Annotated in this window: 14 protein-coding genes; 5 read left to right on the forward strand and 9 right to left on the reverse strand. The window is 31.6% G+C overall.

The genetic code is table 11. The features are described 5' to 3' along the window. Positions 1-260 precede the first annotated feature (260 nt). The 8 genes from ACXQH5_RS03075 to nrdI all read right to left on the reverse strand — a co-directional run bounded on the left by ACXQH5_RS03075 (position 261) and on the right by nrdI (position 8,329). Positions 261-1,289 carry a ferrated catecholamine ABC transporter substrate-binding lipoprotein SstD gene (locus ACXQH5_RS03075; RefSeq protein ID WP_000754461.1) on the reverse strand — a complete coding sequence of 343 codons (1,029 nt, stop codon included), beginning with the start codon at positions 1,287-1,289 and terminating at the stop codon, positions 261-263. Between the two features lie 118 nt (positions 1,290-1,407). Then, complete coding sequence (locus ACXQH5_RS03080; protein WP_000616873.1) at positions 1,408-2,169, reverse strand: iron ABC transporter ATP-binding protein; 762 nt, start codon at positions 2,167-2,169, stop codon at positions 1,408-1,410. Further along, the gene (locus ACXQH5_RS03085) at positions 2,166-3,122 is read right to left on the reverse strand and encodes an iron chelate uptake ABC transporter family permease subunit (RefSeq protein WP_001245572.1); all 957 of its coding nucleotides are present in this window, start codon (positions 3,120-3,122) and stop codon (positions 2,166-2,168) included. Before ACXQH5_RS03085 ends, ACXQH5_RS03080 begins: the two co-directional genes overlap by 4 nt. Then, positions 3,109-4,080 (reverse strand): ABC transporter permease, encoded by a 972-nt coding sequence (locus tag ACXQH5_RS03090; protein WP_000876317.1) that lies wholly within the window; start codon positions 4,078-4,080, stop codon positions 3,109-3,111. Before ACXQH5_RS03090 ends, ACXQH5_RS03085 begins: the two co-directional genes overlap by 14 nt. 38 nt (positions 4,081-4,118) lie before the next feature. Next, complete coding sequence (locus ACXQH5_RS03095; RefSeq protein WP_000499195.1) at positions 4,119-4,274, reverse strand: hypothetical protein; 156 nt, start codon at positions 4,272-4,274, stop codon at positions 4,119-4,121. A 499-nt stretch (positions 4,275-4,773) separates the two neighbouring features. After that, positions 4,774-5,745: a class 1b ribonucleoside-diphosphate reductase subunit beta gene (gene nrdF, locus ACXQH5_RS03100; RefSeq protein WP_000562498.1), complete on the reverse strand. Its 972-nt coding sequence runs from the start codon at positions 5,743-5,745 to the stop codon at positions 4,774-4,776. Between the two features lie 117 nt (positions 5,746-5,862). After that, positions 5,863-7,968, reverse strand: coding sequence for a class 1b ribonucleoside-diphosphate reductase subunit alpha (gene nrdE, locus ACXQH5_RS03105; RefSeq protein ID WP_000855509.1), 2,106 nt, complete (start codon positions 7,966-7,968; stop codon positions 5,863-5,865). Next, positions 7,931-8,329 carry a class Ib ribonucleoside-diphosphate reductase assembly flavoprotein NrdI gene (gene nrdI, locus ACXQH5_RS03110; protein WP_000692521.1) on the reverse strand — a complete coding sequence of 133 codons (399 nt, stop codon included), beginning with the start codon at positions 8,327-8,329 and terminating at the stop codon, positions 7,931-7,933. The genes nrdE and nrdI overlap by 38 nt, the downstream gene beginning before the upstream one ends. 800 nt (positions 8,330-9,129) lie before the next feature. Between nrdI and ACXQH5_RS03115 the strand changes: the two genes are divergently transcribed. From ACXQH5_RS03115 to ACXQH5_RS03130, 4 genes are all read left to right on the forward strand, one after another. Continuing rightward, positions 9,130-9,996, forward strand: coding sequence for a DMT family transporter (locus ACXQH5_RS03115; protein WP_001068497.1), 867 nt, complete (start codon positions 9,130-9,132; stop codon positions 9,994-9,996). A gap of 19 nt (positions 9,997-10,015) precedes the next feature. Next, positions 10,016-10,516, forward strand: a complete 501-nt coding sequence (gene queF / locus ACXQH5_RS03120; protein ID WP_000930014.1) for a preQ(1) synthase — start codon at positions 10,016-10,018, stop codon at positions 10,514-10,516. Positions 10,517-10,545: 29 nt separating this feature from the next. Beyond that, a complete protein-coding gene (locus ACXQH5_RS03125; RefSeq protein ID WP_071665613.1) occupies positions 10,546-10,794 on the forward strand; it encodes a hypothetical protein in 249 nt (82 codons plus the stop codon). A 61-nt stretch (positions 10,795-10,855) separates the two neighbouring features. Then, a complete protein-coding gene (locus ACXQH5_RS03130; RefSeq protein WP_000193751.1) occupies positions 10,856-12,361 on the forward strand; it encodes a peptide MFS transporter in 1,506 nt (501 codons plus the stop codon). A gap of 77 nt (positions 12,362-12,438) precedes the next feature. Here the strand turns inward: ACXQH5_RS03130 and ACXQH5_RS03135 are convergent, their stop codons facing one another. Continuing rightward, a complete protein-coding gene (locus tag ACXQH5_RS03135) occupies positions 12,439-12,540 on the reverse strand; it encodes a hypothetical protein (protein WP_031760357.1) in 102 nt (33 codons plus the stop codon). Between the two features lie 92 nt (positions 12,541-12,632). Between ACXQH5_RS03135 and ACXQH5_RS03140 the strand changes: the two genes are divergently transcribed. Continuing rightward, complete coding sequence (locus tag ACXQH5_RS03140) at positions 12,633-13,550, forward strand: diacylglycerol/lipid kinase family protein (protein ID WP_000429011.1); 918 nt, start codon at positions 12,633-12,635, stop codon at positions 13,548-13,550. The last annotated feature ends 536 nt before the right edge of the window (positions 13,551-14,086 follow it).

A 14,086-nucleotide genomic window follows, 5' to 3' on the forward strand; every position in this document is an offset into this window, starting at 1 on the left:
GGAGAATTCCTTTTTGAAATTCTCTATATTTGGGGCCCGCCAACTTGTATTGTCTGTAGAAATTGGAAATCCAATTTCTCTATGTTTGGAGCCCACTGGTATTGAAATGAGCTTGTTACAAGAACATGTTCATTCAACCAACGACTGACAACAGAACATTTTAGAGTCTAGGACATTGATTAACGTCCCAGATTTCCTTTTTTAAAGAAAAGAGGGAAACAATGATTAAGACCTTTAACCATTGTTCCCCTCTTTTAAAATTATTTTACAACTTTATCAAGTTCCTCAATTTGTTTAATTGTAGTTGTAGTTGATCCAGCTGCAAAGTACCATAATTTAGGATCTAAATTATAAACTTTGTCTTCTTTAATTGCTTTAACATTTTTTAATACAGGATTATTTAATGCTTGTTTCGCAGTTGATTTACCACTTACCGCTTGACCTCTATCCATCGCTAAAATAACATCTGGATTTTCTTTATTAACATATTCGTTAGAAACATTTTGTCCATGATTGCTATTACTTACTTTTTTATCAACTGCATTGAATCCTAATGTATCGTAAACTAATCCACCAAAACGACCTTTAGGTCCAAATGTTGATAATTCACCTTCGTTAACTAGTAAATACATAACAGTTTTATTGAAGTTTTTCGTTTTATCTTTCATTGAAGCAATTTTATTATCTAAATCTTTATTTAATTCTTTAGCTTTATCTTCTTTATCGTATATTTTACCGATATTTTCAGTATTTTGTTTCATTGAACTAATTAAGTTCTTTTCATCTGCACCAACGTAAACAATTTTCGCTTTAGGTGCAGCTTTTTTGAATTCATCTAAATTCTTTTGATTAGCTGTACGTCCAGAGATAAAGATTACTTCGGGTTTCGTCGCAGCAATTTTATCAAAATTCACTTCTTTTAAATTACCAACGTTTGTATATTTATCATCTTTAAATGATTCTAAGAAATTCGGTAATGACTTACCGCCTTCCCCTTTAGGTAATGCTTTTACTTTGTCTGATAAGCCCATTTCTTTCATTACATCTAATGCGCCATAGTCTAACACAACTGCATTTTTAGGGTTCTTTGGTACTTCAACAGTTTCTTTAACTTTTTTAGCATCGCTACCATCTTTTTTCTCGCCACGCATTTTATAGTTATTTTCAATTTTTACTGTATCTTTAGAACCTTTAGTTTCTGATTTTGATTGTTCTTTATCAGAATTGTTACCGCATGCCGCTAATAAAAACATTACTGCTACTACTAAATATAAGACTGTTTTCTTCATAATATAATTTTCTCCTCTTTTGGCTTAATCTGTGTGCTTGATGTGAAAAATAAATAAATGCTTTATAGTTAAACTTTCTTTAATTGGTGCATCACCCCTTTAAAGTGTTTCCTAATTATCAATCCTTGAAGTATAAACAAATCCTTTGATTTCTTATATGTTCAATTTGAATATCCATGTCATATAAATCACTTAAAACACTGCTTTGAATGACATTGTCTTTCAAATCAGATTTAACTAGTTGTCCGTTTTTCAATGCTACAATCTGATCTGAATAACAGGACGCAAAGTTAATATCATGTAATACAATGACAATCGCTTTATTCATTTTATGTGCTAACATTTTTAACGTTTGCATAATTTGAACAGCATGCTTCATATCTAAATTATTTAATGGTTCATCTAGCAAAATATATTCAGTATCTTGTGCTATTGTCATTGCAATGTATGCACGCTGACGTTGCCCACCAGATAATGACTTAATATTACGATTTCTGATATCTTGTAGTTGCAACAAATCTAGCGCATCATTGACAATATCATGATCCTCTTTCGTCAAACGACCTTTAGAATAAGGGAATCGTCCAAAGTTTACCAACTGCTCTACCGTAATATTCATTTCTGTATGGTTTGTTTGTTTTAATATAGATATTTTTTTCGACAAGTCATTATTTTTATAATCAGACATGAGCTGTCCATCTATTTTCACTTCACCGTTATCAAAACGAATTAACCTACATATCGCTGAAAGTAACGTACTCTTACCCGCACCATTAGGTCCAATTAAAGAAGTCAATTTACCTTTTTCGATATCTATGCTAATATCTTCCAATATCGTTTGATTATTTATAGTTTTAGTTAAATTTCCAACTTGAATCATTGCGCATTTCTCCTTCTAACTAATAGATAAATGAAATAACTTCCACCAATCAAATCAATAAGTATACTCATTTCTGTCGTAGCTTCAAACACATTTTCAACTACCCATTGCGCACTAAATAAACTAATCCAACTCAAGCAAATTGTCGCAATTAAAATATACTTATGTTCATACGTCTTCATTAGTTCATGCGCTAGATTTACAGTTAATAAACCTAAAAATGTAATTGGTCCTACTAATGCAGTTGACACAGAAACTAAAACTGAGACTATTACAAGTAGAATTCGCGTTAATTTTTCATACGATATCCCAAGATTAATTGCTTCAGCACGACCTAAAAGCAATACATCTAAATAAGGCAATAGAAAAATTGTAATGACTAATAAGATTACTAATAGCACTGCTGAGAAAGTAACTAAATTCGAATTAGAAGCATTAAAATTTGCAAACATACTACTTTGTATTGCTAAAAATGACTCAGGATCCATAATCAATTGAATAAAACCTGTAATACTTCTAAAAAATGTTCCTAAAAGGACACCAATAAGTAAGATAAAATAAATTGAAAAATGTCCAATTTTAAAGATACCTTGGAATAGGATTAGTGCGAATAACACCATCGTTATAAGTGTTATTATAAAGTTCAAATATACATTAGTAACCCATACCGATTGAATTCCAAATAAAAAGACTGGCAATACTTTGATAAATAAATAAACTGCATCTAAGCCCATTATTGATGGTGTCAATAGACGGTTGTTTGTAATCGCTTGAAAAATCACCACTGAAGTTGCAATGGCAGCACCTACTAAAATAATTAATATGAACTTTCTTAAACGACTTGAAAATTGATATTCAAATATTTCAAAATCAATACCTACAAATAAGTACAGCATACTAATTAATAACGTTACTGCAATTAAAAGCATTATTTTTTTATTATTGTTGCGCATAATTTTTCCTACCTTTCATAAGCAAGATAAGGAAAATGATTGTTCCAAATACACCTATTGTTAAACCAATATTTATTTCATATGGATAAACAACAATTCTGCCAACTATATCAGAAAATAATACAAAGATGGCACCTAACATCATCGTATGAGGGATAGCATTTTTCAAATGATCACCTCGATAAATTGAAATAATATTTGGTATTACTAGTCCTAAGAACGGTAATGTTCCAACAGTCACTACTACTAATGCTGTAATAGTTGCAGTAATAAACAATGCGATGTTAATTAATTTTTCGTAACTCAAACCTAAATTATTAGTAAAGTCTTTACCCATTCCTACAATCGTGAAATGATTAGCAAAAAGATATGTCAATGCTAAAAGAGGAATACTTAAATATAAAATTTCATAGCGTCCACTTGTGATAATGGCAAAGTTCCCGTTAAGCCAGTTACCAATGCTTTGAACAGCATTCGTGCGCAATGAGATGAAGGTTGTGAAACTTGCAACAATCCCCTCCATCATAATTCCTAAAAGCGGCACAAAAATGACATCTTTCACTTTTATAAAATCAATGATTTTAACAAATAAAAACGTACCGCAAATACTGCAAATAACAGCAAATACTAGTTTTAATAAAATATGACCGGTTGGAAAGAACAATAAAGCAATTAAAATACCTAGTTTAGCCCATTCCATCGTTCCAGCTGTAGTCGGACTAACAAACTTATTTTGCATCATTTGTTGCATTATCAAGCCTGCTAAAGCCAACGAACTTCCAGCAATTAAAATACTCATCGTCCTTGGTATTCGGCTTGAGAATAAAATATTCCGCTGTGACTCAGTTAAATGTAGTAAATCTTTAATTGATAGTTCACTCACACCTATAAACAACGAAATAATTGTCAACAATATTAGTAATAGAAGCAAAATATTTCCCTTTAATAAATACTTCATTACAAATTTTTCTCCCTTTAAATTAATGATAACCATTATCATTGATAATATTTCTCATTAATAGTAGCGTTTTTTGACCATAATTTCAATAGCCTTTCAAATAATTTAGTGTCAATTTTATTGATATTTGCAATTAAACTGAAATTTAATTTTTCAGAATGTGTATTTTGTTTACTTAAAGTAAAATAGAACACTTAAGATTTTGATATCTGGGAATAGAGGAAATGATGTAAACTACTAATGATTGATTATGTAGTGATTCTTAACATTAGCCTCAGCTAATGTGTACTTAAAAAGGAATACATGAGTGGAAATGATAATTTCTAAAGAAAAAGTTTTTCTTTATGTTGAGACCCACACCCCAACTTGCATTGTCTGTAGAATTTCATTTCGAAATTCTCAGTGTTGGGGCCCCACCAACTTGCACATTATTGTAAGCTGACTTTCCGCCAGCTTCTGTGTTGGGGCCCCGCCAACTTGCACGTTATTGTAAGCTGACTTTCCGCCAGCTTCTGTGTTGGGGCCCCGCCAACTACTGCCAATATAAATAACATTGTATATCTTAGAACATTGATTTCTGACTCAGTCTCATAATGATTTAAATACACATAAAAAAAGACCTTCAACATGTAGGAGTCAAGACGAAACGAATCGCTATTTCCCTTTACATGTGAAGGTCTTTTAATTTAATTGTTATTTGTTGTCAAATACAAAGTCATCATCTTGTAATGCTTCTACGTTTAATGCTAATACATAACCATCACCTTTTACTGAGAAGAAGTCATGGTTTTTAGTTGTTGTATCTAAGGCATTCTCAATGATTGGGTTAAATTCACGTTCCTCAAAATAAGGTTCAAAGCCTAAGTTTGAAAGTGCTTTGTTTCCATTATATTTAACATAGTTTAGCACATCTTCAGTGATTCCAAGATCATCGTATAACATTTTTGTGTATGACTCTTCATTTAAATACAAGTCATTTAGCAATTTATACATTTCTTGGTCTGCTTTTTGTTTCTCACTTTCAGATAGTTCATTTCGTAAATGCTGTGCATCTAAACCGGTAAATACACCATGAATAGATTCATCTAAAAGAATTTTACGAATGATTTCACCTGATGTCGTCATTTTTCCTTGACCAGCTAGATATAGTGGATAATAGAAACCTGAGAAGAATAAGAATGTTTCTAAAAATACACTCGTAACTCTGGCCATATATTGGTCGTATATCGAAGCTTCTTTACCCCAAAGTTTGTGATAATTAGCAACAATTTTATCAGATTTATATTTTAAATGAGGTTCCTCTAAAACCCATTCATCTAATAAGTAGTTTGTTTCACTAGATGGTAATAGTGTTGTGAAAATATGTGAATAGCTTTTCGCGTGTATTTGCTCCATCATCGCCATAAATGAATAAACTGCTTTTTTCCTTAAGTCAGTCGTATGTAGCATAACTAAAGGCATACCATCATCTGCTTGATGTGTATCTAAGCCTGTTAAACCAGCTAATGCTTTTTTAAATGTGTCTTGTTCAGCTTCAGATAAAGTCTTCCAACTTGCAATGTCTTTTGATACTTTAAATTCTGTTTCAACCCACATTTGAGATATATTTTGTCTCCAAAACATATTCGTCATATCTTCTTGTGTGTTCCAATTAACAGCTATCATGAATATAATTTCCTCCTGTAATGTTACTCAATAATTGACAAATACAGACATAGCAGTCTAATCATCTGCTAATTCAGACCAGATGATTAGCTGTTTGTCATTTTCAACATTTAATTGTTAGATAGAACAACTTGTACATTCTTCTACACTTAATAATTTATTTCTAGTATAGTAAAGAGATTTTAATCCTTTATAGTGCGCATATACATATAATCTTGCTAACTCACGTGTAGAAATTTCAGAATTAACATAAAGTATCGTTGAGATACCTTGGTCAATATGCGTTTGAATTGTCGCTATTAAATCGATTAATTTCATCTGATCAGTATTGAATGCTGATTTGTAGTACCACATTGTTTGTGGTGATAAGAATGGCATAGGGTAAAATGTTTCCGCATTACCATAAGTACGACGTTCAATTTGGTCAACGATTGGCATTACAGAGCTTGTTGCATTTTGAACATAAGAAATACTTTGTGTTGGAGCAATTGCTAATCTATATGCATGATATAAACCATATTGTTCAACATCTTGTTGTAGTTTCTTCCAATCCTCAGAAGTAGGAATAGCCATACCGTCGAATAATTCACGTACTTTTTCGAATTGAGGTTCAAATTCTTGAGTTGTATAGAACTCGAAATATTTGCCATTAGCATAATCAGACTTTTCAAAGTCTTGATATTTGATACCACGCTCTTTAGCGATTTCCATTGAACGTTCGATTGAGTAGAAATTCATCATCATAAAGAAGATATTTGCAAAATCTTTTGCTTCTTCTGACTCATAACCAATTTTATTTTTTGCTAGGTAACCGTGTAAATTCATCACACCAAGACCAACTGAATGTAATTCACTGTTAGCTTTTCTAACTCCTGGTGCATTTTGAATATTTGCTACATCACTTACAACAGTTAATGCGTCCATACCAGAGTGAACTGAATCTCTGAATTTTCCGCTTTCCATTACATTAACAATATTTAATGAGCCTAAGTTACAAGAAATATCACGTTTGATTTCGTCTTCAATACCATAGTCGTTAATAATTGAAGTTTCTTGTAGTTGGAAAATTTCCGTACATAAGTTACTCATTTTAATTTGTCCAATGTTTGAATTCGGATGCACTCTGTTAGCATTATCTTTAAACATTAAGTATGGATAACCTGATTGTAATTGTGTTTGCGCAATTAAATTCAACATTTCACGCGCATTCTTTTTCTTTTTCTCAACATTTGGGTTTGCAACCATGTCATCATAATATTTTTCTAAATCGATATCGTCTAATGTCACACTATATTCTTCTTTAACTGTATGAGGTGCAAACATATAAAAGTCCTTACCTTCTTTAGCTAAATCGAAGAATTTAGATGGAACAATTAAACCAGTTGATATTGTAGATAAACGTAAATCTTCATCCGCATTTACTTTTTTAGTATCTAAAAATTCTTCTACATCATAATGGAAGATATTTAAGTACACTGCACCAGCACCAGGGCGTTGACCAAGTTGATCTGCATAGCTAAAGCCACCTTCAAGTGACTTAGCAATAGGTAAAACGCCTTTCGCTACGCCTTTAATTCCTTTAATTGCTTCACCACGTGCACGCAATTTAGATAAGTTAATTGCAACGCCGCCCCCAATTTTACTTAATTGTTTTGCAGTTGAATCAATAAAGTTAATTGAATTTAAGCTGTCATCCACTTCTAATAAGAAACATGACACTAGCTCACCACGACGCGCACGGCCTGCGTTTAAAAATGTTGGTGTCGCTGGTTGATATCTTTGTTCAACCATAGCAGAAATAAATTGTTTAGCTTGTGCTTTATTACCATTTGCTAGGTATAAAGCAACAATGGCAACGTGTTGATTATAGTCTTCTAAATATTGACTTTTATCATTTGTTTTCAAAGCGTAATCTTTGAAAAATTTACTAGCTGACATATAACTTGCAAAATTAAACGGGATTGATTTTGCATAATCAGTGATTTCAATTAAATCCGCTTCACTATAAATATCAAACACATTGAAATAAAAATCGTTGTCTACTAAATAACGCAAACGCTCGATTTCAGTGTCGAAGAAGATTGTTTTGTCTTTTACTTCTTCTAAATAAGCTACTAAAGCTTCTTGGTCTTTTTCTAAACTAAAGAATCCATCTTCTCTTCGTTTAGTGACCTCATTATTTAATTCAATATGATTGTACTTTTTCTCTTCCATGGTTTTCATTAAAATTACCCACCTTGTTCTTAAATTCAATAACGTCTTTGTTTTTTCCATGTAACTCAAACTTCATTAATAAAGGGACATTATACTCTTCTGATATCGTGCGACCCGCTTTTGCGAAATTTAGTCCCCAATTTCGATTACCGCTAGCTGCCACACCTCTGATGTATTGATGATTAACTTCTAAAAAAGATTGAACGGGTTCTGGTACTTCTCCAAATCCAATAGTGCCAGTAACGATAATAAACGGTTCATGAACTGGTTCCATACAATTTTCTGCTGTAATCTCAAGCGTATTTTCAAGTTCTGTTCTCTTAATAAAACGACGGACATTTCCAGTAAATGAAAAATATATTATTTTCATTGGATCACCTTCTTTCTTCAACCCTTTTAAATAAAGTAGTCATTACAATTAAAAAATGCTTTAACAACATGGTTACTATGGTTATCTCAGCATTGTATTAACTATAATGAAGCTACTTATTTTCTCAAATGTAAACCAATTGCATAGATTTATATTTGAGAAAATAGTAGCTTATATGGGTTGAATGTATAAAAATCACTATATGTAGTGTTTACATCATTGGATATCTTCCATTTGCTCAGTACATTTTCTAAAAATATGACTATTAATTGATAATAACTATTAAATTTCTGTGTTAAATTACTTTTAAATGTAATTTCTTCATAAATAAAGCATTTGCATACAAAACACAAGATATTGTGTCTTTTTCGTTTTACCAACACTATATTATGTGTTTCATTATACATAAGACACACTATGATTTAAAGTGCCATTTTCTAATCGAATGTTCGTAAAACGTTCCAACTAGGCACCAATACTAAATTAGAAAAACTTGAACAAATTTAAAAAAAATTTTTAGTAGATATCACTTGATTTTTTTAAATCTGTGTCAATCTCAATTGTATCAACAGAAATCAAGAAAAAGCTTATTAGCTTGATACTGAATTGATATTTGTTTTATGTAATAACACAAACATTCATAAAAGTGTAATGCCCTATTATTCCGACAAATAAACACAGAACGTTTGTTCGGTAAAGTCTATTATAGTCTTTTTATAGTAATTTTCAACTATTTATGCACAACATGTTGTTTTATGCTAATATAAATACGTTAATTTTATATAAAAGAGGCGATAAAATTGAATCCTAAAGTAAAAGGTATCATTGCCATTTTAATTTCGGCTATTGGTTTCAGTTTTATGTCAGTGTTTTTCAGACTTGCAGGTGACCTTCCTGTTTTTCAAAAATCATTAGCACGAAACTTAGTAGCAATGTTTATTCCATTATTTTTTATATATAAATACCATCAGCCAATGTTTGGCAGACTTTCAAGTCAACCCTTATTAATAACACGATCAACACTTGGACTTATTGGTGTATTGTTAAATATTTATGCCATTGATCATATGGTGCTTAGTGATGCCGATTCATTAATGAAACTTAATCCTTTCTGGACGATTTTATTAAGCATTGTTTTCTTACATGAAAAGGTAAGGAAGTATCAAATAACAGCAATGATAATTGCTATTTTAGGTATGCTTTTAATAGTGAAACCTGAATTTTCATCATCTATGATTCCATCATTAGCTGGCTTATTCTCAGGTATTTTTGCAGCATCAGCATATACATGTGTTCGAGCACTTAGTACAAGAGAAGCACCATATACTATAGTATTTTACTTCTCCTTATTTTCTGTCATCGTTTTAATACCTTTCACTGCATATACTTATGAACCAATGAGTCAGATGCAAATACTTTATCTATTAGGGGCTGGCTTAGCTGCCGCTGTGGGTCAAATTGGTGTTACATTAGCATATAGTTTTGCAGCAGCAAAAGATATTTCTATTTTCACGTATGCATCTATAATTTTCACAGCAATACTTGGATTTATTCTATTCGGAGAATCTCCAGATTTCTATGCAACATTAGGTTACGTCGTTATTATTGGTGCAAGTTATTACATGTTTGAAAAAGCACGCCGAGACGCCAAAATAATAAAAAAATAAATTTAAAGGAGCGCTTTATATGGCACATGGCCGTCAACAAGATGAATTACAAGATATAACTTTATTAGGAAATCAAGACAATACTTACAATTTTGACTATCGTCCCGATGTATTAGAATCGTTTGATAATAAGCATCAAGGTCGTGACTATTTCGTAAAATTCAACTGTCCAGAATTCACATCATTATGTCCGATTACTGGGCAACCAGATTTTGCAACTATCTATATTTCATATATTCCAAACGTTAAAATGGTCGAATCAAAATCTTTGAAATTATACTTATTTAGTTTCAGAAATCACGGTGATTTCCACGAAGATTGTATGAATATTATTATGAATGATTTGATAGAGCTTATGGACCCACATTATATTGAAGTCTGGGGCAAGTTCACACCACGTGGTGGAATTTCTATTGATCCTTATACAAACTATGGACGTCCAAATTCTAAATATGAAAAAATGGCTGAGCATCGTTTAATGAATCATGATTTATATCCCGAAAAAATAGATAATCGTTAAATGAATCATTTAATAAACACACCAATAAGTTGATTTTCCTAACTTATTGGTGTGTTTTTCATTTAGCATACATAATAGGTTACATTAAAATAACATTTTATACCAAAGTACACCAAAAGAATATTAGTACACGAATTAAACAACATTTTTATAGAAACCTATTGCACTTTAACGTCAATAAGTATATTTTTATATTATCTCTAATTAATTGTGCGCGCTTAATAGCAGAATATTCTCAATATTTTTATTTTTTTGTGATTTGTGGAATATTTAGTTGATAAGGCACAATCAAATTTACTTAAACTATTGTATTAGGGGAAGAAAGGATGGGATGTATAAATGACACAACAAAACTCCCATGGAAATCAAATTCAAGACATACCTCAAACAGGATTTTTCGGGCATCCTCGAGGACTAGGCGTACTCTTCTTTGTAGAGTTCTGGGAAAGGTTTAGTTATTATGGCATGCGTGCCCTACTCATTTTCTACATGTACTTTGCCGTAACAGATAATGGCCTTGGAATTGATAAAACAACAGCTATGTCAATTATGTCAGTTTATGGTTCATTAATCTATATGACATCAATACCAGGCGGATGGATTGCTGACAGAATTACGGGCACTAGAGGCGCTACTTTATTAGGTGCCGTATTTATTATTATCGGACATATTTGTTTAAGCTTACCATTTGCATTAATCGGCTTATTCACATCAATGTTCTTCATCATTATTGGTTCAGGTTTAATGAAGCCAAACATTTCAAATATCGTTGGCCGTTTATATCCTGAAAATGATAGACGTATGGATGCAGGTTTTGTTATTTTCTATATGTCAGTTAATATGGGTGCATTATTATCACCTATTATTTTGCAACACTTTGTTAATGTTAAAAACTTCCACGGCGGATTCTTGATTGCAGCAGTTGGTATGGCATTAGGTTTAGTATGGTATGTACTTTTCAACCGCAAAAACTTAGGTAGCGTTGGTATGAAACCTACTAACCCATTGACACCAGCTGAAAAGAAAAAGTATGGTCTTATTATCGGAAGTGTTGTCTTAGCAATTGTATTAATTATCGTTATTGGTGCATTAACTAACTCATTATCATTTAACTTAGTTAGTAATACTGTTTTAGTATTAGGTATTGCATTACCAATCATTTACTTCACTTTAATTATTAGAAGCAAAGATGTCACTGATACTGAACGTTCTCGTGTTAAAGCATTTATTCCATTATTTATTCTTGGAATGGTGTTCTGGGCTATTCAAGAACAAGGGTCTAATGTATTAAACATTTATGGAATTGAACATTCAGATATGAAATTAAACCTATTTGGTTGGAAAACAAACTTTGGTGAAGCGATCTTCCAATCAATTAACCCATTATTTATTTTATTATTAGCTCCAATTATTTCACTTTTATGGCAAAAGCTTGGAACTAAACAACCTAGCCTGCCAGTAAAATTTGCAATTGGTACGTTCTTAGCAGGTGCGTCATACATACTAATTGGTATTGTAGGTTATGCATCAGGTTCATCAAACTTCTCAGTTAACTGGGTTATTCTATCGTACATTATTTGTGTTATCGGTGAGCTTTGCTTATCACCAACGGGTAATAGTGCTGCTGTTAAGTTAGCACCTAAAGCATTTAATGCCCAAATGATGAGTATTTGGTACTTAACTAACGCTTCTGCACAAGCAATCAATGGTACTTTAGTTAAGTTAATAGAACCACTAGGTCAAACAAATTACTTTATTTTCCTAGGTGTTGTTGCAATTATTGTTACAACAATTGTATTAGCATTCTCACCTTTAATCATCAAAGCGATGAAAGGTATACGTTAATATTGTTGGCCTAATTTAAAAAACAGTAAGTCATTTAAATGGCTTACTGTTTTTTTATAGGTTTCTATTAATTAAATTCAAGATATCAGTATAAATAAAAGCTTAATATGCTCGTTATAGACAGCTATAACTATATTTTCTCGTCCCACTCTATAGACATCAATGTCAGTTATTACCATTTTCTCTATTTAAAAACATATTTTTGGTATTAACAATTAAAAGTGGGTATATATATATTTAATGAACCAATTTTTAGAAAGTAGGCTAAACTATGGAAAATAAATATACACATGGTGTCCTCTTTTACCATGAACATAGTGGATTAAAAAATATTAATCAAGGTATTGGGGAAGTTACAACAGCATTAAGTTCAATTTGTAAGCATCTTTCTATTCAATTGAGTGAAAACGAAGGTGACATTATTAAATATTGCCAAGAAATCAAAACTAAAAACTATGCAAAAGATGTAGATATATTATTTATTCTTGGCGGTGATGGCACGGTTAACGAACTTATAAATGGTGTTATGACACATGACCTTCAACTCCCTATTGGCATTTTACCAGGCGGTACTTTTAATGATTTTACAAAAACGCTAAATATAGCACCTAATCATAAACAAGCTAGTGAACAAATGATTTCTGCACAAGTTGGTACATACGATGTAATTAAAATAAATAATCAATATGCACTCAACTTTGTTGGCTTAGGTCTAATTGTTCAAAACGCTGAAAACGTACAAGATGGTTCAAAAGATATATTTGGTAAATTGAGTTATATTGGATCAACTGTCAAAACACTGCTAAATCCAACACAATTTAATTATCAATTATCAATTGATGATAAGACATATTCTGGCGAAACGACCATGATACTATCAGCAAATGGTCCATTTATTGGTGGTAGTCGTATACCATTGACTGATTTGTCTCCTCAAGATGGTGAACTGAACACTTTCATTTTTAATGAACAAAGTTTCAGTATTTTAAATGATATTTTTAAAAAGCGTGATAGCATGAATTGGAATGAAATTACTCAAGGTATTGAGCATATACCTGGTAAAAAGATTTCACTTACAACAGATCCAGCAATGAAAGTTGATATTGATGGCGAAATTTCATTAGAAACACCTATTGATATTGAGGTTATACCAAATGCCATTCAGTTACTTACTGTCAATGATTTGTAAGCATCCGGAATGATCTTAACGGGATATTATATTAGGTTTAAAGTGTAATCATAAGATTCAACGTACATTATATTCGTTGTTATTAGCTTTAAGCTATTACCCTGTTTCAAAAACAGACATATAATTTTGGCGCATGCCACTAAAATGATTGATATTGTATTTTAAATCATAGTGGTTTATGCGTCTTTTTCAAATTCTATAAAAAATCGGATGACGTGTAATCTGACATAGATTAACACATTCATCCGATTTATAATAATGAGATAGACTTACATTTATTGAGAGTGAGACGGAAATGATAAAGAACGACTAATGGTTGATTATGTAGCGATTCTTTATCATTAGTCACAGCTAATGTGTACTTAAAAATAGGAATGCATGAGTGCAACTCATGCATAAGAAATACTAATTTCTAAAGAAAAAGTATTTCTTTATGTTGGGGCCCACCCCAACTCGCATTGCCTGTAGAAATTGGCGTTCCAATTTCTCTGTGTTGGGGCCCCACCCCAACTCGCATTGTTTGTAGAATTTCTTTT

The organism is Staphylococcus sp. SA22 (assembly GCF_054165785.1).

Coding starts and splice junctions, on each gene's coding strand:
- ACXQH5_RS03075 (WP_000754461.1), bottom strand. CDS start 1,289: ATGAAGAAAACAGTCTTATATTTAGTAGTAGCAGTAATGTTTTTATTA.
- ACXQH5_RS03080 (WP_000616873.1), bottom strand. CDS start 2,169: ATGATTCAAGTTGGAAATTTAACTAAAACTATAAATAATCAAACGATA.
- ACXQH5_RS03085 (WP_001245572.1), bottom strand. CDS start 3,122: ATGCGCAACAATAATAAAAAAATAATGCTTTTAATTGCAGTAACGTTA.
- ACXQH5_RS03090 (WP_000876317.1), bottom strand. CDS start 4,080: ATGAAGTATTTATTAAAGGGAAATATTTTGCTTCTATTACTAATATTG.
- nrdF (WP_000562498.1), bottom strand. CDS start 5,745: ATGATAGCTGTTAATTGGAACACACAAGAAGATATGACGAATATGTTT.
- nrdE (WP_000855509.1), bottom strand. CDS start 7,968: ATGAAAACCATGGAAGAGAAAAAGTACAATCATATTGAATTAAATAAT.
- nrdI (WP_000692521.1), bottom strand. CDS start 8,329: ATGAAAATAATATATTTTTCATTTACTGGAAATGTCCGTCGTTTTATT.
- queF (WP_000930014.1), top strand. CDS start 10,016: ATGGCACATGGCCGTCAACAAGATGAATTACAAGATATAACTTTATTA.
- ACXQH5_RS03130 (WP_000193751.1), top strand. CDS start 10,856: ATGACACAACAAAACTCCCATGGAAATCAAATTCAAGACATACCTCAA.
- ACXQH5_RS03135 (WP_031760357.1), bottom strand. CDS start 12,540: ATGGTAATAACTGACATTGATGTCTATAGAGTGGGACGAGAAAATATA.
- ACXQH5_RS03140 (WP_000429011.1), top strand. CDS start 12,633: ATGGAAAATAAATATACACATGGTGTCCTCTTTTACCATGAACATAGT.